Consider the following 18,808-nt stretch of genomic DNA (forward strand, 5'->3'; position numbering starts at 1 on the left):
CGCGAAAAGGAGAACATCTTATGTTTAATGTAAAAGGAAGTATTGTAGCACTTGTTACACCATTCCATGAAGATGGAACCGTAAATTTTGAAAAATTAAAAGAACTTTTAGAATGGCATGTGGAAAATAAAACAGATGCAATTCTTGTATTAGGAACAACTGGTGAATCCGCAACTATGACACATGAAGAGGATGATGCAGTTGTAAAATGTACACTAGAGACCATTCAAGGACGTATTCCAGTTATGGTAGGAAGTGGTTCTAATTGTACGCAGATTGCGATTGATAAGAGTATTGAGTATGCAGAAATGGGTGCAGATGCCTTGTTAGTTGTAGCGCCTTATTACAACAAAGCAAATGCAGAAGGAATGATTCGTCACTTTACTTCAGTTGCAGATGCTGTCAATAAACCAATTATTATGTACAACATTCCAGGAAGAACAGGATGTTCTATTTCTCCCGAGGCAATTGAAACATTAAGTAAACATCCTAATATTTGTGGAATTAAAGAAGCTAGTGGAAACATGTCTTATATCGCAGATATTGCACACTGCTTAAATGATAAATTCGTTATGTATTCTGGTAATGATGACATGATTATTCCAGTTCTATCCATGGGAGGAAGTGGAGTAATTTCTGTATTAGCAAATGTAGTACCACAAGAAACTCATGATATGGTCATGGACTATTTAAGTGGAAATCATAAAGCCGCTTTAGATGCACAAATCAAATATATGGATTTGATTCATGCATTGTTTATCGAAGTTAATCCTATTCCAGTAAAAGAAGCATTGAACCAAATGGGAAAAGCAGTTGGTGGATACCGTTTACCATTATGTGAAATGAGTGAAGATCATAAAGTTATGATGGGGAAAGCTCTTAAAGGTGTAAATCTATGATAAATGTATTAGTTGTTGGTTTTGGAAATATGGGGAAACTCGTAGTAAATACCATAGAGAAAAAAGAAGATATGCAAGTCGTTATGATTGCGGATGGTACCAATCATCCTGATCTATCAAAGTTACAAGAACATGTAGATGTCATTATTGATTTCTCGCATCCTAATAACTTAGACTGGATCTATCCATTTATCAAAGAGCACAAAAGTGCATACATCTGTGGTACAACAGGTCATAACGACTTGCAAATCAAGCAGATTGAAGAACTTGGAACACTAGCACCGATCGTTTTTCAAGCAAACTTCTCTCTTGGAGTCGCAGTATTCCAAGAAATGCTAAAACTTGTAACTCCAATGTTGGAAGAAAACTTTGATATAGAAGTTGTGGAAAAACATCACAATCAAAAACAGGACTCTCCAAGTGGAACTGCAAAAATGCTGATTCAAACAATGAATCCTACCCATGCTTATAAAGAAGTTCATGGAAGAAATGGATTTGTAGGAAAACGTCAAAAAGAAATTGGTGTACATGCTGTTCGTGGTGGAAGTGTTGCTGGAGAACACAGCGTATATTTCTTCGGTGAAGATGAAATCTTAGAAATTAAACATACTGCCAATAGTAAACAAATCTTTGTAAATGGGGCGATTCGTGCTGCACAATTTGCATGCAAACAAGTTCCAGGTATGTATACTATGAAAGATATCTTATTTGAACAATAATATCTGATAGAAAAGGAATCTCACAGGATTCCTTTTTTGATAATATCTAAAACAACTCCTTACAAAAATGATTCTATATCATCCTTCATTTTTTTTATAAACGATTCATTGCTTTCTTTTGTATACATAGCATTTTGAATGGTACTATAGAAGTTTTCCTTTTTCATCTTGGCAAGTATCTTGGAATTACGCAATTGACTCTCATTAAGTGCTTCCATCAATTCTTTTCTGCTTCGATCATACACAAAGAAATCTTCAAGTGCTTTCTTTGCGATGAGGGGTGTTTTCGATGTATGTTTTAGAAGAAGTTTCATTCCACTTTCACTTCGCACAAGTTGTAGGAATGCACTTGCGGCACCTGGATACTTCGTAGTTTTATATACTACAAAGCCATAGGTATCGACAATAGGAGAAAAGGACTGTGAGTGATACGTTGGCATGCTTTTAAAGTGAAGCTTTCCTTTTCGATATAGATCTGTGAGTTGATATGTTCCATCATTTTGTACAAGACCACAAATATAACCATCCTTATAAAAGGATGACATTTCATATTGATCATCTAGGAATTCATTATCTTTATTAAGATTGCGATAAGCTTCTAAGTTCTCATACCATGTATCTTCTTCTTGGTCCTCTTCTGTATGCAAAAAAGGGTACACATACTCAGCATTTCGATTATGATAGTAAACATGATTTCCAAGGGATTTCATCGTTTCAAAGCTTTCCATATTTTGTATACTTCCCCCTCGCGCAATGAGCGCTTCTTCGTTGTATAGGAAAACAAGTCCTCTTCCATCTACTGGTAGAAAATAGTCTTCATCTTTCTGTAAGTAATCTTCTACTGGCAATTCTATATGTTCTTGAACGTGTTCAATATTGTAAAGCTTCTCCTTTCGCTTAGCAATTTGCGTGTCCTGAAGGTAATCAATATCATAGGTAGAAAAATCTTTGGAAGTATCACAGTGAATACTAAGTGCACCTTTATGTTTTGGAAATGTTGTATCCCATAGATTGCGTATCGCACTAGCATAGGCACTATCATCCATCCGAATATGAAGGCTTGCGTCTTCTTCTATTTGAAAGTGATTTTGGCTATCGAGTACACTAGAAGGCTCTCCCTGTAAAGAACAACCACTGAAACACAAAGCAAATGCGCATATAAGTATCACTTTTTTCATTTTATCACTCCCAATCAATAAGATTATAGAAACCTTCTTCAAAAAACATTGTCGAAATGATAAAATAGAAATAGAATTGTACAAAAACATACTACACACAACAATAAGGAGGCTTTCTCTATGAAAAACCTACAGCTTATGATAGACACATTGCATCATGAAGAAGCATTGCATAAACAAGACACATATAATTATGTAATTCCTGAATCTTGGAATCATTTTGGATTTCGTTATGTACGTAAATTAAGAAATAAACAATTGATTGTGAACCCTTATTCCTTTTACGCGTACACGTTGGATCAAATGTTTAAAGGTAAGGGAGAACTTTGTTCAACGGTATCAACAGAGGATAGTTCTTGGCTATCAAAAGCTAGTGTATATTCTCTTATGATACGTTGTGCAACTTCATGGGATCACGATCGTGATGATTATATTTCAAATGATAATTTATATCATTTATCAGACAATGGCACCTTTTTAAAAAGCATTGCGCTTTTACCACTGTTAAAGAGAATGGGAATCGATACGATTTTACTACATCAACCTTTTGCCCTTGGGAAAACACAAAAAGCTCATGATTATGCATGTAAAGAAGCTGTTGTAGATTTTCAAAAAATCGATGAACAACTAGGAGATCCTATTTTAAAATCCATGAGTGTAGAAGCACAGTTTGCGGCATTTGTTGAGGCAAGTCATGTGCTAGGAATGAAAGTGATTGTTGAGTATTGTCCTGCAAAGATGGCAAGAAATAATGCCTATATTGCAAAACATCCAGATTGGTTCTATTGGATTGAAGAATCTTATGAAAAAGATTATCATGCTCCAATTTGTCACTCACTTCCCCAAAATACATTACCTTTCTCGTATACATTAAAAGACTTATATAAAAGCGATGATGTAATACAACACATTGCACACTTTCATAATTTGAATAAAGGAGATAAAGCATCTTCTTTGGAAGAACTCCAAACAAAGCATAATGTTGTTTGTGCTCCATCCATTGTGGATCAAATCAATGCGAATGTCATAGCTGATGTAGATACCACCATACTTCGTTTCTATGAAGATGACTTCGTTATGATGCAAGATCGCATTCGTCCTGATTTATATCCTGGAAAGAAAGCTATTCGTACATGTTGGAATCAATTGAATCGAAACATTACTTGGTTACAAACAACATTTCATATTGATGGTATCTATTTAGAAAAACCTTATCTTTTACCTGAAAAACTACAAGTTGAATTTGTACAAACGGCTCGCAAGTTTAACCCTCATTTTGTCATGATAGCAGAAGAAACACAAAGTGCACAAAGTGAAGCTTGGATAAAAAAAGGGTACGATATGATCAGTGGAAAAAGTGGATATGAAGAAAGCAATATATGGGAGTATAAGTTCCATAACTTCGCCTATCAAGCCAAAGGGAATGCTTGTCCAATGTTTGCGGCAGCGGAATTTTATGACGCAAGACGTATTAGTTGTCTAGAAAATGGTAAACAATTAGCAATTACCTTAACCATTATGAATCACTTCTTACCAAATACCATTCCTATGATGTTAAATGGAATAGAATCATACGATGTGCAACCTTTACAATTATCCGAATATGGAGATCAAGCATATACATATTCTTTACCTAAAGAAGATGATCGATATCGTCGTCAACCTTATTTGGATCATTACTATTTTAATTATCTTTCTGATGATTTATCTATATTACCAAATTTATTAGAGAAAATTACAAAGATTAGAAAAGCATACTTGGATGTGATTTGTAATGCACAATATGCAATCCCAGTTTGGTTTGATTCTCCTAAAGATTTAGGTATTGGATTTACCTTCTTGAAGGAAGATAAAGCATTGATGGTTGTTTGTAATGTACATGTGCATACAGGAAATGTATTACATATACACACCGACAATATATTTCCAGAGTTCGCATTCAACGTAGAACATGTACAACAGATTTTTTCTACTTGTGATCCTTATGTTCATGATATTGATTTGGACGCATTAGGAAATCTACCTCTTTCTTTTGAACCAGGGGAAGTAAAATTTATTGAATTCAAGTAGCTATCCATTGGATAGCTTTCTATATAAAGGAGATACCTATGAAAGTTCAAATTAAAAATGTAAAAGATTTAGTAAGCAAGTCTAACCTACCTACCTGCGACTTTGTGATTAACCCCTATGTTGGATGCCCTCACGGTTGTAAATACTGTTACGCAAGCTTTATGAAGCGATTTAGTGGACATTTAGAAGAATGGGGAACCTTTGTTGATATCAAACAGTGTGAAAATCCAATCAACACGAAGAAATTAGAACATCATAGTGTTTTTCTTTCTTCCGTCACAGATTGTTATAATGCATACGAAGCTACCTATTGTGTTACACAGAACATTCTAAAACAGCTAATAGGTATCGATTGTGAGCTAGGAATATCTACAAAATCATCCTTAATCTTACGTGATATTGAGTTGTTAAAACAATGTAAGAATGTCCGTGTGTCCATGTCTATCAACACCCTAGATGAACAATTCAAAGAAGATATGGATCAAGCGTCTTCTATACAAGATCGTTTGCATACCCTAAAAACACTACATGAACAAGGAATCTATACCATTTTATTTATGTCTCCAATATTTCCAGGCATTACAGACTATCAAAAGATTATGGAGACTAGCAAAGAATATATCGATGAATTTTGGTTTGAAAATTTGAATCTAAGAGGTTCCTATAAACAAACTATTCTATCTTATATAGATGAAAAGTACCCTCATCTACATGATGTATATCAACGTATTTATGTAAAAAAAGATATGACCTATTGGAAAGAACTCTCACTAGATATTGCACAATATTGCGAAAACAACAATATCCAGTATACAAACTACTTCTACCACGAAGAACTCGTAAAGAAGACAAAACATTTGAAACAAAAGCATTTTGAATAAAAGGGTTCATGTTATAATAACAATGGTGATAATATGTATCGTTTAAAAGAAACACATATAGAAGAAATAGACATTAAAAAAAGCAGATTTATCTGTTATCTTTATCCTGTAACAAGTGAAGAAGAAGCCAAGGCTATCATTTTAAATATAAAAAAAGAACATCCTAACGCAAATCATCATTGTTATGCATTCATCATTGGAGAACATAATGAAATCCAAAGAAGCAATGATGATGGAGAACCTTCTGGTACTGCAGGGGTTCCCATGTTGGAATGTTTAAGTAAACAGCTTATGCAAGATACGCTTGCCATCACTGTACGTTATTTTGGTGGTATAAAGTTAGGCGCTGGTGGTTTGATACGCGCTTACTCTAAAAGTGTATCCACTGCCTTAAGTGAAGCTGTATTTACAAAACGCGTACAAATGCAAAGATATGCAATTGAGTTCTCTTATGACCTTATTGGAAAATTCGATTATTATTTTCGACAACATGATATTGAAGTAACGACAAAAGAATATCAAGAACAAGTATATTATGAATACGTTAGTAAGCATTCTATTGACGAAGATCTATCTGAGCTAAGCAACGGTACTTGCATTCCTATTTTCTTGGAAGATATATTTCTAGATGTTGAATGTACACATGAATAAACAGGAGCTTTTACTCAAAAAAGTCTCCTGTTTTTGTTTCATACTTCTTAAAGAAATAATATAAAAAACGTTCTGCCAAAGAATCGTGTTTTACGCTTTCCTTTGCCTCTTCAAATGTAAACCAGGTAGCTTTATCTACTTCCCATTCACATACACCACTTAAATCTTCACTATCAATCATAACCGCAAAGTTCCAAATAAGAGTATTACTTTTAGGGAAATATTCTGTTTTCATAAAGCGATGCTTGATAACCTTGCGTCCTATCTCTTCTTCCATCTCTCTTCGAAGAGCATCTTCTCCACTTTCTCCCTTATTCACATAACCCGCGACTAAGATATTGCTTTCTCTACCATATTGTTGAATCATTAGAATTTTATCTTCCTTTGGATTTACCACAACCATAGAAACTGCCGTATTAAATATTGGAAAACGAAATTCTTTACAGTTTGGACAAAAAGGTGTCATACCCTCATGTTCCAATTCTCTCATTTCCAATTTATGTCCGCATGCAAAACAATGCTTCATAGTTTCATCTCCAATCGAATAAACTTAATGTACCACATTCTTATATTTTTTCCAAGAAAAAAGACAAGATCGTGTCTTGTCTGTATATCAAATCATAATAATTATATAGCGTTTTGTATTTCATTAAATGTTTCAGCGTTCATTAGTAATTGCGATGCTTGTTGTAGTTGCTCCATGGTTAAGGTTGATAACCATGAAGATGCATCTATATTAAATTTAGTTTGAATGAATTGATTCAAAAGCTTACTATATCCTTTTTCTTCACCTATTTTTATTCCTTCATCATAGTATCCTTGTTGAATAGCTTTTTGTTGTGCTTCCGCCATCTGGATTTGTTCTGCGAGTGTCCATATTTGTTCATTATCGCTCATTCGTTCATGTTTTTCCATAAGCTTTCTCACCACGCTTTCCTTTGTCTTTATTATATCATCGTCTTCATTGTTTTTAAAGAGATAACACATTTGTTCAAAAGCTGTTAATCCTGCTGTCTTTTTCGTCTTTACAATGTCGTTTATCACTGGTAAATGTATGTACGTTCTATGTATTAAGGCATGTGTACTTTCAACCTTTCCTTCTTCATTTCTCATTTGATACTTCATAATCAGTTTCCCTTTATCTTCTGAATAGTTATCCATAAAGATAATTTGATACACTGGTTTTAAATCTAAATAATCCTCTCCTTCTTTTAGTTGTTTCTCTAAAATCTTTGCGCCATAATACTCAAATCGATTCGTTAAATTTGTGAGTAATCCTTCAACTTGCATCTCCATGTCATATTCATTTCCATGGATGTCTTTTACGTGTACATCCAATATGATTTTCTTACCTGCAAGTGCTTCTGGATCCATTTCAGGATTTACCACAATACTATCTACCGGATCAATCCCTGTAATTTCCTTAATCATAAAGTGACGAATCATTTTGGAATCTTCATCTTGTGAAGATAGGGCGAATTTGAAGAACACATCATTTTTATAGCTTACTTTTGTTACATCTTTTGAAGCCATATATATCATCTCCTTTTTTGTTCTTACACTTTACCTATACGAGATGAATTTTAAAATTCCTAAAAAATCAACAAACTTTATAGTAAATATGTAAAAGTAAACAGAAAGGATAGTGAACGAAAAAAGAAGCTTTCGCTTCTCTTTTTTGCATGTTGTCTATTTTGAGATATAAATAACGCCTAAGAAATAACCACCTTGTAAATCTGCAGTTCCTGTTAATTGAATTACTTCTTTTGCGATTTCATAAAATTGATCTTCTGTTAAAGATACATCCGTACGATAAGTTGCAGAACCATTTGCTGTAATATCTTGTGCTAGTTTGCTTGCAACATCGCTTTGCGCAAAGTACTTGCCATTTACACGATAGAATTCATTCTTATCTGTACTAGCCTTAAAGTTTGCCAAATCACTGTCCATCACATACAAAGTATCTTCTTTTAATACAGTTGCGGCTTCATAATCTGATAGATTAAACAATCCGTTTTTGTAGTATTCATTATCATTGTTTGTTGTGTCTAATGTATACCATTCTTCATCTAATGAAACACGGTTCCAAGCATGTGGTAAACTTCCTTGAAGGTATCCTGTCACAACTACATTCTTTAATCCTGCATCATCCGCAAGTAGTTTGAATGCTCCCGCATATCCTGCACAAACACCTTTTCCATTAATTAAAATTCCATAAGCAGTGAAGGAATCGTTAAATTCTTCATCCACTTTTTTGAAATTATTCTTCTCAGCGTTTTCTAATGCCGCATCATCATATTCTGCATTTGCACATAAATAATCATTGATTGCAGTTTCTTTTTCAAGATCACTCATACCTTCTTTAATGATACTTTTGTTTACTTCTTTTACTTTTGTTACTATTTCTTGTTGTTTTGTTCTTTGTGTTTTAGAATCTTGATCATAACTGATAAGTACATCGTTATTTTTAGCGTCATAAGATATTCCACGCACACCTAATGTTAATGGGTTTTGATAGATTGCTTCATACCAAGCATCCAACAAGTACTCTTGGTCCATCGCTTCCTTGAATTCATCAAGATTTACTCGAATCTGACCATTTAACATTTGTAACGCCAAGTATTCTGATAAGCCGTTAGAAGCATAGATTGTATAATCATTATATAAGGTTTCTGCCTTTTCTTCCTCTTCTTCTGTACTATCGTTTAAACGAACATCTTTCTCAATATCCCCTGTACGATCACGAAGATTTTCTTGACGTGCTTTTAATTCTTTTAGTTGCTTCTTATAGTTTTCCTTGTCATATTGTAATACTTGAGCATATCCTTTATAGGAAGTCCCTTCAATCGTGAATGGAATAGATAGACATGGAACATCTTCAGATGAGAAGTTTACTGGATTTCCATTTTCATCTTTTTTAACATCTCCATTTTCATCTTCTTCATATGTATAATAATGCGCAACATCTTCTTTTACTTTTGCTGTATCATAAAGCACTAGTTTTTGTGTAACATTTCCATTTGCCATAACTACCCAAACATGTGTAGAAGTCATCATGATATCACGATCTACTGTCACTTTTGAGTTTTTACCACTAGGTTTGATACCACCCTCGTTCATATAGCTTGCAACTTGAATTGGCACCTGATTGGCAAGCATACGCTTATCTAGCATATTACTGATTTTAGAAGTACCTTTGTCATTTAAAGCGATAACTGCGAAGTATTTATTATACTCTTTATCAAAATCACTTTCACCATCAAATTGGGTTTTCGCGATATCTTCAGCATTAACATTTTCATTGATTTTCTTTTGTTCTTCAAAATATGTATCTAAAGATTTACCATACGTTGTACGGAAATTCTTATTGATATCTTCAGTATTACTGCTTGTATCTTCCCATTTGTTTTCTTTTACAGTTGCGATGGTTTTTACGTATCTTTTCGATGCTTTTCCATCTTTCCCTTCATCTACTTGTACAATTGCATATTCTGTAGCACCTTTAATTTTGTTCCATTTTAATCCACCAACACCGTTCTCATTTACATAAAAGCTAACTTGTGGAGTATCTTTGATTTCAGTACCAATAGTAAATAAGGTAACCTCAGGTTTTTCTAATTTTTCACCAGTCTGTAAATTGTATTTTTGAACAATATAATATTGTTGTGCATTTCCCCAGTCATTCCATTCTCCCTGATCATAAAGAATTCCACCACGCTCTTCATCCGCTAAGGCAAATACTGGTTTACGATATGGTGAATAAGTAACACCTGTATCGCTTTGTGTTGCCTTGATTGATACTTCTTGTGTTAAATTGCTATCACGATATACACCAATGATATCTGTCCATTGTGTTGTAATTCCTTTAAAGATTTCTTTTGCTTCTGCAGAAACTTCAAAATCAAAGCTTTCATCACGCTTAACATTTGCTTTCTTCTCTTTATATGCGACGGTTTCTTCTTTTGCATATTTCTTCGCAATATCCTGCGTTAATTTTTTAGCATCCACCTTATTTGCATCATCCGCATTACTTCCACACCCATTCATTGTAAACACACTTGCGATCATTAGTGAAGACAATAATGTCTTATTAAATATACCCTTTTTCATATCCTTCATCTCCTTTTTTCACTAATAACACTTTCCACATATTGGAAAGGTTACAAATTATTTTATTTTTTTTATGATTTCTGTTAAACTCTTTAAAAACTCTTCTTGTTCCATGTGATTTCCCGTTATATGATACATACCTTTTCCAGCATTAAAGTAAACATCATATTGCATAATTTCATCTTCACTATAGTAAATCGCTATCTCTCTACCATGTAATGTAGAATTGGTAGTGATTTCTTGATAGGGACTGATATAGCGAACATTCAATTCTTTAGTATCTTGTTGATAAGCAAAATGCCATTCCACTTGTTTCATAATATCCTTTTCTAAATACCCATAATACCGTTTGGATGATAGTGAGTACCCATCTAGTGTAAAAGGTTCAATGGTTTCTTTACTAAATTGATAGGCACTATTTTTATCAATCGTTTTCAAGGTGACTTCCTCACTTTGCCCAAAGGTGCGATGTTGTCCATCATCTTTTTCAAAATAAAGCTTACCATCTTCTACAGTTACCTGTTCTACTGTCTTGCCAACCTTAAATTCTGTATAACTATTTGTACTATCTTTTGGTATCATGAAGAATACGAAACAACCAATCGCAAATGATGCGAATGCAAATGCTGCTGGTTTCCAACGTTTACGTTTCTTTTCTTCTTCCTCTTTCATTTTCAAAAGTGTTTTTGTCTTTACATCAAGTGGCACATGAATGTCACTATATTCATCTTTATATTTATCAAACATATGTTTCCTCCCACTTTTCCTTTAACATTACTCTTGCTCTTGATAATCGTGTTTTTACTGCACTTTCACTATCTCCAAGGATACTCGATATCTCTTTTATCGATAGTTCTTCATAATAAAACAAATGAATAACGATGCGATATGCTTCTTCTAATTCACCCACCAAATACCGTATTCCACTATCTGCTTTGTTTTCTACCGGAATATCCACTTCCAATGGAATATTCTCTTTTTGCTTTTTCGAAGTAAATACACTCTTACAACAATTTAGCGTAACACGTAGAAACCAAGCTTTTGCATGTTCCAAGGATTCAAAAGATGTATTATATTTTACATAACGTAAAAAAACCTCTTGATAGATATCTTGCGCATCAGATTCATTTTTCATAGTGCTTAACGCAACTTTATAAACCATATCACTATATAGTTCAATTACCTCTTCGCATGTTGGTCTTACACCTGGATTTCTATTAAACAGACTCATACAATCCCCTCTTTATGATATTTATTTTTTAATTATAGGGTATTTTTTTGTATTTGTCATAAATAATACGAATTTTTTATATAAAAGGTTACAAAATCAGCGAAAAAAAAGAGTTTAAATCGTTTTATGGATTTTTACTCTTTCATTTGAACATATTCTAAATCTCTTTTACCATTCTCCATAACTCGCTAAAAGATACAAAACTGATTGCGTCACATTTCTCTTTTGCGGCTTGTCTTTGTTTCTTCACATTTCCTTCATGTACTTTATTTAGGTTGTTTTTATCCATCATATATTGTACATAAGAAAACTTCTTCATGAGGAACCATGTAGCGATGATGTGGTTGATACAATTCTCTTTTTCTTCGCATTCTACTAATTTACTTGGTAATTGGGAAGTGAGATCTGTTGAAATTTTATTTGCTAAGGTATACATTTCATCATAGTTCTCAAAGATTTTAGCATCTAAATCACGTTGTACAATTCCTGCTTTTTTATTCTGTATGAAGAAGGCTTCAGCTGCCTCTACCATACGTTGTTGATTTGTTTCATTCATCGCAAACGCTATAATTTCATTACGTGTTCCTTCAAATTCATTCTCTGGCTCACTCATTACATAATATAACGCCTTCGCGATTACATATTCTTCTTTATCTCCCAAGGTAAGTATGATTGCTTTTTGATACGTTTCAAATGATCCATATATGACATATGGACAGCGTATTGTGCCTGATGGTAGCTTGAATGAGTCTTTATAACGAATGATTTGATTTGCAATTGCATCTTTATTGATATCCAACCCCAAATTCACACAAATCTTTAAATCATCACTCAATTCAAGAAGTGCAGCTAATTCATCATGAATATCTTTCTTTTCATCATCTGCTTCAAGAACAGATAAATAATCTTCTAGATATCCATTAAACTCACACTTCCCTGTTTCTGACTCCCTTATATCTTTTATTCCACACAAAATATCATAAATTGCCATAGTTTCCCTCCTTTCTTTGAACTTCTTTGTGAGATAAATGGAAATTTCATTAATTTTATAGTACCTTCATCCCCCTAGTTTATGATGGGAGATATGGAAGTATTCCTTAGCTTGTAGTATGTTCTCTATAATTTTATTTTACAACCTTTTTCTAAAAATTCAACCTATTTTACAAAACACTCTCATTTGATGCGAATTATCGTTAATTTCTTCTAAATATATCTTACGATTTCCATAATACCCTATTTATTTTGTTTACCAATTCAACATAATGGTTTACAATAAATATATTATATCAAGTAAGAAAGGTGGAAACAGGATGAAAAAAGAATTGTTGCTTTCTTTATTGGAAACAAATGCACGTTATTCAACTAGAGATTTGGCTGATGTGCTATTAGAAGATGAAGAAAGTGTCATTCATACGATGAATGAACTTGAAAAGAAAAAAATTATCTGTGGTTATCATACGATCATCAATTGGGATAAGACAAGCAAGGACAAAGTCATGGCATTAATCGAGGTTGATGTTACTCCAGAGCGTGATTTTGGCTATGATCGTGTCGCCAAGAACATCTATCGCTATCCTGAAGTAGATACCATGTATCTGATGAGTGGAAAAAGCGAGTTTATCGTGATTATATACGGAAGAACGATGCAGGAGATTTCCAACTTCGTAGGTGCTAAATTAGCCACAACAGAGAATGTTGTCTCTACATCTACCTTCTTTGTCTTAAAAGAATATAAAGTAAATGGTGTTGTTTTTGATGAAGAAGAACGCCCTAGTGAGAGATTGGTTGTGACTCCATAATGTATGAAAAATTTTTAAGTAAACATGTAGAAACCATTAAGCCTAGTGGAATACGTAAGTATTTCGATTTAGCTAGCGAGATGGAAGGCGTTATTTCACTTGGAGTAGGTGAACCTGATTTTAATACCCCATGGCATATTTGTGAAGCAGCAATTTATTCCATAGAAGCAGGAAAAACTCACTACACTGCAAATCAAGGTCTACTCGAATTACGTGAAGAGATATGTGATTATCTAAAACGTCGTTTTAATTTAACATATGATCCAGTAAAAAATGTAATTGTTACAGTTGGAGGTAGTGAAGCAATCGATATCGCAATGCGCGCTATTGTAAATCCAGGAGAAGAAGTCATCCTAATGGAACCAAGCTATGTAGCGTACACACCAAGTGTAGAATTATTAGGTGGTACTCCGGTACATGTAAAGCTTAGTCATGAAGATCAATTTAAACTGACTCCAGAAAAACTAGAAGCCGCAATTACACCAAAAACGAAAGCCATTTTATTGAACTTTCCTAGTAACCCAACAGGTGGCGTTATGACAAAGGAAGACTATGAAAAATTAATTCCGATTATTAAGAAACATGAATTGATTGTTCTTAGTGATGAAATTTATGCAGAGTTAACCTATGAAGGCGAATTCTGTTCCTTAGCATCATTTAAAGAGATAAAGGATCAAGTCATTATCATCAGTGGTTTTTCAAAAGCTTATGCGATGACAGGATGGCGACTAGGTTATGTAGTTGCGAATGAAACATTCACAAAAGCGATGAACAAAATTCACCAATACATTATTATGTCTGCACCTACTGCAGCACAATATGGAGCAATCGAAGCATTGCGAAATGGAGATATTCATGTATTAGAAATGAAAGAATCCTATATGGCTCGCAGAAACTTTATTACCAAAGGATTTAATCGTTTAGGATTGCCTACACATTTACCACAAGGAGCATTCTATATCTTCCCTGATATACGCTCCACTGGTTTAAATAGCGATGAGTTTTGCGTGCAGTTATTGAATGATCAAAAAGTTGCATGTGTTCCAGGCACTGCTTTCGGTGATGCTGGAGAAGGATTTATTCGTGTTTCCTATGCATATAGTATCGATCATATCCGAGAAGCTCTAGAACGCATTGAAAAATTCTTAGAAAAAATTCGACCAGTATAGAAAAAAGCATCTGAAAATTCAGGTGTTTTCTTTTGGTATAATGCGAACACTTTGTATTCTTTTACGCTCTTTCATACAATTTATGAGAACATATATGAATGCTATGATGGCAAGTAACAAAAAGAATATCCATTCACTACTTTTCCACAGAAGCAAACAAATGACTCCAATGAGTACATAAAATCCATTCAACTTCAAACCAACTTCTATTGCGGCAGCGCTCTTCCATCGCTTCTTAGAATTTCTTGCGTACAATTTTAGAAGGGATTGCAACAGCTTATCCAACATATCTTTCACATCCACTAACATACTTTGTAAAGAATTTGAGGCAATCCCACCAAATACTTTATATAAAATTGTCTCTCTGTACAATTTACGTCGCATAAGTTCATCATGAAAGCGAAATAAAACAAATATCATAAACACAAAACAAATACAAACAAACCACCATATTTGATGAAAAGCACGCATCCAAGCACTTGTATTTAAGATACAGAAAAGCAAAAAAATCGGTGTCGTAGTTTTTAATACATTTAAAATTATAATGGAGCCGCCTTGATCCAGATATCCATTAGATACCACAAATGTATAGTACATAAAACTCAACAAATAAATCAATTGTACACACAGTGCATAATGAAATAACATCATACTGAAACTTTGATGAAGTATAAAGTACACAATGAAAGACAACAACATAATGGGGATTTGCATCAACAACAATATAAGTAGTTTCGCAAAGATACGCTTTCCTTGCCCAACTGGATACACCAACAATGTTTTCCAACTTTCTTGGCGTTCTTCTTCAAAGGCAATTTGATACAAAAGAAAGCATGTAAGAAAGACTGGCATAATAGATAACATATAATCGATATCTTTTATATTCACCGCAAACATACTTGTAACTTGCGAAGAGGATTGTCGTGTCATAATAAAATAAGCTATACAAAACAACAAAATAAAGATCCCATACTTCCATTTAGGATTTCTTAGAATACGAAATAATTCATGAGATAGCATGGACTTCACCTTCATTGAAATAAGCATCAATTACCTTTTCATCTTTGGTATCCACCAATGTTTTATGATCTAAAAAAAGTAATCGATCCGCACAAGGTCGTAAGTTATTGATGGTATGTGTTGTGATTAAAAACATCGTTTCTTGTTTCATATCCATGATAAGTTGTATGAAACGATCACTACTCTTGGCATCAATCGCAACAAATGGCTCATCCAAGATAATCAAATCTGCACCACTTAATAAAATCGCCGCAATTCTTGCTTTTTGTTGTTGTCCAGAACTACATTTATCAAAGGTTTGTTTTAGATAATCTATGGAAAGATCTTGCAACACTCTTTTCACAAAAGGATCTTCTAGGTTGAAATCCTTTCCTTGAAAACTACGATAAAAATATCGTAAATTCTCTAGGATTGTTAAATGTGGATAAAAAGGACTAACAAAAGGAAGATATCCTATTTGAATATTGTTACGTTCAAGTATGCCACCATCTTCTTCCAACAAGCCACACACCACATTGATCAAGGTGCTTTTTCCAGCTCCATTCTTTCCAGCTAAAAGAGTACACCCATCACCTTCTTGTAAGGTAAAACTTAACTTTTCAAAGATGAATTCTTCATCGTATGAAAAATATAAATCTTCTACTCTTAGCTCTTTCATTTCTTTATCCTCTTTTGTATGTATTTTTTTACTTTATAGATTTTATCATCGACCAATGCATCTAAGGGGGACTGTGGCATAACATTCAATTTCTTCTTAAAGAAATTGTACGCATAATATATCGCAAATAGAATAAGAAAGATTCCCATTACATGATTTGTCCAATCATCACCTGAAACATAAAAATAAATTCCAAAGCTAAACCAAAATAGTATGAAAAAAATCGTTAAACCATACCCTTTGTGATTCTTTTCTATGGCTGTAAAAATCTGTTCATTTAAACGAAAATCTTCATTTATGCTTTGATCTATCTCTTGTAAGAGTTCTTGGCGATGTGGATGATCAAAACCTTCATATAGCTTTTGTATGTAATCTTTTTGTATTGTACACTGTGCCATACGTTTATCGATTTCATTAAAATGTTCTTGAAAGATTTGTTCTCTTTGTACATTATGTATTATAGATTCTATCTCTATAATTGAAAAATCCAATTCTCTTAACACCTTTATTTCCCACAGACGCTTCAAATTCAATTCATCATATTCACGATATCCTGAAGAATCTTTTTGTACTTCAATCAATCCCTTATCTTCATAATATTGTAGTGCTTTTTTACTTAACCCTATTGTTTTTATAACCTCTTGAATTTTCATATGTCACCCTCCATATATAGCTTACTGCGTTCCCCAAGGGAACAGTCAATAGATATTGGAAAGTTTGTTAATTTTCTTCACGAGCTTTTTGAACTTTTAAGTTTTTACCCTTAATGGTTTTCTTTTGTAGTGCCTTTAATACAAGATTTCCCTTACCATGTAAAATATCTACATAAGATTGACTTTCTTGTACTTGAATAATACCGATATCATCCCCACATACTCCAGGAATCTCACAAATAGCACCTACAATATCTCCTGCACGTACTTTCTTTGCTTTCCCACCATTAAGATATAGCTTCATAGTATCCTTACGTAAGTCTTTTCCCTTCTCCTCTTTTTGTACTTCAGGAGTATCCAATGTTTTTAACATTGCGGAAGTAACTTTTATAGCTTCTATCGCTTCTTTATCTTTCATAGTCAATGCATATCCTAGATATTCTTCTAAATCTCGCACACGCTCTTCATCGTATTGCGCGATGAAAGAAATGGCAACACCCCTAGCATCTACACGCCCAGTTCTACCAATTCGATGGATATACGTTTCTTTCTTTTCCGGCATATCATAATTAATGATATGTGTCACATTGGCAATATCAATTCCTCGAGAAGCCACATCTGTCGCAACTAAGATACGTATGTTTCCTAATTTAAAATCTTTCATATTTTGTATACGATCTTCTTGTAACATTCCACCATGAAGTTTATCTACACTGATCCCTTTTTCATATAAGGTATCGCATACATCAATCACATGTTCCTGTGTCTTTGCGAATATGATACAAGACTCTGGCTTTTCTGCACATAATAATTTTAATAAAAAATCAGTTTTTTCATGTTCCTTCATATGATATGCATAATGTTCTACATGATCATTTACCTGGTCACTTTGTTCACACGTAATGATCTTTGGTTCTTTCATAAAGCCTGAAGCTAATTCTTGTATTGCGGAAGGCATAGTTGCGGAAAACATACAAATCGTAATATTTCCTGGGAAATATTCAAGGATTTCTTCCACATCGTCAATAAAACCCATATTCAACATTTCATCTGCTTCATCCAAAATAACGTAACGCAATTTTGAAACATTTAAGGTATCTTGTTTCAAGTGGTCCAAAATTCTACCAGGAGTACCTGCCACAATATGTGTTCTCTCTTTCAAATCTTGCGCTTGAAAACGAAAAGGAGACTTACCATAGATAGCCAATGTCTTCATACGTTTATATGCACCGATATGGTCAAAGTCTTGTTTGATTTGCATCGCAAGTTCTCTTGTAGGAGTCAAGACGATGGCCTGAGGAGCCCGCTCGTTCCATTCTATTTCTTCTATAATAGGAATCGCAAAAGACGCCGTCTTTCCACTTCCTGTTTTTGATTTCACGATTACATCGTGTCCCGCTAATATTTCTGGTATAACTGCTTCCTGTACGGGAAGAGCTTCCTTATACCCTAGGACTTCTAATGCATCACATATATGTTGATCTAACGAGAATTCTTTAAATTTCATAAGTTCACCTGTATTCTTTCTTACTTATTATAAACTATAAAAAACGAATTAGATATGAAATGTTACAAAAGTGTAACGATATTGTAACCCATTCACAACGACACATCCTTTTGAATAAGATAAACTATAGTTGTAAACAGGAGGGATTATGATGAAAAAAATATTAGAAGTGATAGGAATTGCATTATGTGTAACATTCTTAGGATATTCTGGGAAAGATTTATAATACCTACTCGCATATTATTCGTATTCCATATGCGTCA

At 33.7% G+C, this 18,808-nt stretch carries 18 protein-coding genes; 7 read left to right on the forward strand and 11 right to left on the reverse strand.

Going from position 1 to position 18,808, the window contains the following annotated elements:
• Positions 1-20 precede the first annotated feature (20 nt).
• Positions 21-899, forward strand: coding sequence for a 4-hydroxy-tetrahydrodipicolinate synthase (dapA, locus tag ACWG42_RS02380; protein WP_455789903.1), 879 nt, complete (start codon positions 21-23; stop codon positions 897-899).
• Positions 896-1,618 carry a 4-hydroxy-tetrahydrodipicolinate reductase gene (gene dapB / locus ACWG42_RS02385; RefSeq protein WP_455789904.1) on the forward strand — a complete coding sequence of 241 codons (723 nt, stop codon included), beginning with the start codon at positions 896-898 and terminating at the stop codon, positions 1,616-1,618. Before dapA ends, dapB begins: the two co-directional genes overlap by 4 nt.
• A 59-nt stretch (positions 1,619-1,677) precedes the next feature.
• Here the strand turns inward: dapB and ACWG42_RS02390 are convergent, their stop codons facing one another.
• On the reverse strand, positions 1,678-2,796 hold the full coding sequence (locus tag ACWG42_RS02390) for a hypothetical protein (protein WP_455789905.1): 1,119 nt from the start codon (positions 2,794-2,796) through the stop codon (positions 1,678-1,680).
• A 120-nt stretch (positions 2,797-2,916) separates the two neighbouring features.
• On the opposite strand from ACWG42_RS02390, the gene ACWG42_RS02395 reads away from it, so the two are divergent.
• From ACWG42_RS02395 to ACWG42_RS02405, 3 genes are read left to right on the forward strand one after another with little or no spacing between them, the layout of a single operon-like run.
• Positions 2,917-4,866: a maltodextrin glycosyltransferase gene (locus tag ACWG42_RS02395; RefSeq protein ID WP_455789906.1), complete on the forward strand. Its 1,950-nt coding sequence runs from the start codon at positions 2,917-2,919 to the stop codon at positions 4,864-4,866.
• Between the two features lie 38 nt (positions 4,867-4,904).
• Entirely contained in the window at positions 4,905-5,747 is an 843-nt protein-coding gene (locus ACWG42_RS02400) for a radical SAM protein (protein ID WP_455789907.1), read from the forward strand.
• Positions 5,748-5,780: 33 nt separating this feature from the next.
• Positions 5,781-6,398, forward strand: a complete 618-nt coding sequence (locus ACWG42_RS02405) for a YigZ family protein (RefSeq protein WP_455789908.1) — start codon at positions 5,781-5,783, stop codon at positions 6,396-6,398.
• Between the two features lie 10 nt (positions 6,399-6,408).
• Here ACWG42_RS02405 and ACWG42_RS02410 read toward each other — a convergent pair whose 3' ends face one another.
• From ACWG42_RS02410 to ACWG42_RS02435, 6 genes are all read right to left on the reverse strand, one after another.
• Positions 6,409-6,924 (reverse strand): NAD(+) diphosphatase, encoded by a 516-nt coding sequence (locus ACWG42_RS02410; protein WP_455789909.1) that lies wholly within the window; start codon positions 6,922-6,924, stop codon positions 6,409-6,411.
• A gap of 101 nt (positions 6,925-7,025) precedes the next feature.
• Entirely contained in the window at positions 7,026-7,931 is a 906-nt protein-coding gene (locus ACWG42_RS02415) for an Rpn family recombination-promoting nuclease/putative transposase (RefSeq protein WP_455789910.1), read from the reverse strand.
• A 156-nt stretch (positions 7,932-8,087) separates the two neighbouring features.
• A complete protein-coding gene (locus ACWG42_RS02420; RefSeq protein ID WP_455789911.1) occupies positions 8,088-10,508 on the reverse strand; it encodes a transglutaminase domain-containing protein in 2,421 nt (806 codons plus the stop codon).
• A 57-nt stretch (positions 10,509-10,565) separates the two neighbouring features.
• Complete coding sequence (locus ACWG42_RS02425) at positions 10,566-11,255, reverse strand: hypothetical protein (protein ID WP_455789912.1); 690 nt, start codon at positions 11,253-11,255, stop codon at positions 10,566-10,568.
• The gene (locus ACWG42_RS02430) at positions 11,248-11,739 is read right to left on the reverse strand and encodes an RNA polymerase sigma factor (protein ID WP_455789913.1); all 492 of its coding nucleotides are present in this window, start codon (positions 11,737-11,739) and stop codon (positions 11,248-11,250) included. The genes ACWG42_RS02425 and ACWG42_RS02430 overlap by 8 nt, the downstream gene beginning before the upstream one ends.
• 157 nt (positions 11,740-11,896) lie before the next feature.
• The gene (locus tag ACWG42_RS02435) at positions 11,897-12,730 is read right to left on the reverse strand and encodes a hypothetical protein (protein ID WP_455789914.1); all 834 of its coding nucleotides are present in this window, start codon (positions 12,728-12,730) and stop codon (positions 11,897-11,899) included.
• Positions 12,731-13,049: 319 nt separating this feature from the next.
• On the opposite strand from ACWG42_RS02435, the gene ACWG42_RS02440 reads away from it, so the two are divergent.
• Positions 13,050-13,538, forward strand: a complete 489-nt coding sequence (locus tag ACWG42_RS02440; protein ID WP_455789915.1) for an Lrp/AsnC family transcriptional regulator — start codon at positions 13,050-13,052, stop codon at positions 13,536-13,538.
• Entirely contained in the window at positions 13,538-14,707 is a 1,170-nt protein-coding gene (locus tag ACWG42_RS02445; protein WP_455789916.1) for an aminotransferase class I/II-fold pyridoxal phosphate-dependent enzyme, read from the forward strand. Before ACWG42_RS02440 ends, ACWG42_RS02445 begins: the two co-directional genes overlap by 1 nt.
• A gap of 18 nt (positions 14,708-14,725) precedes the next feature.
• On the opposite strand, the gene ACWG42_RS02450 is transcribed toward ACWG42_RS02445, so the two are convergent.
• The 4 genes from ACWG42_RS02450 to ACWG42_RS02465 form a co-directional block, all read right to left on the reverse strand.
• Positions 14,726-15,742 (reverse strand): ABC transporter permease, encoded by a 1,017-nt coding sequence (locus ACWG42_RS02450; protein WP_455789917.1) that lies wholly within the window; start codon positions 15,740-15,742, stop codon positions 14,726-14,728.
• Positions 15,714-16,385 carry an ABC transporter ATP-binding protein gene (locus ACWG42_RS02455; RefSeq protein WP_455789918.1) on the reverse strand — a complete coding sequence of 224 codons (672 nt, stop codon included), beginning with the start codon at positions 16,383-16,385 and terminating at the stop codon, positions 15,714-15,716. The genes ACWG42_RS02450 and ACWG42_RS02455 overlap by 29 nt, the downstream gene beginning before the upstream one ends.
• The gene (locus tag ACWG42_RS02460) at positions 16,382-17,038 is read right to left on the reverse strand and encodes a MerR family transcriptional regulator (RefSeq protein WP_455789919.1); all 657 of its coding nucleotides are present in this window, start codon (positions 17,036-17,038) and stop codon (positions 16,382-16,384) included. Before ACWG42_RS02460 ends, ACWG42_RS02455 begins: the two co-directional genes overlap by 4 nt.
• A 67-nt stretch (positions 17,039-17,105) precedes the next feature.
• The gene (locus tag ACWG42_RS02465; protein WP_455789920.1) at positions 17,106-18,545 is read right to left on the reverse strand and encodes a DEAD/DEAH box helicase; all 1,440 of its coding nucleotides are present in this window, start codon (positions 18,543-18,545) and stop codon (positions 17,106-17,108) included.
• Between the last annotated feature and the right edge of the window lie 263 nt (positions 18,546-18,808).

This window comes from Amedibacillus sp. YH-ame10 (assembly GCF_053848885.1).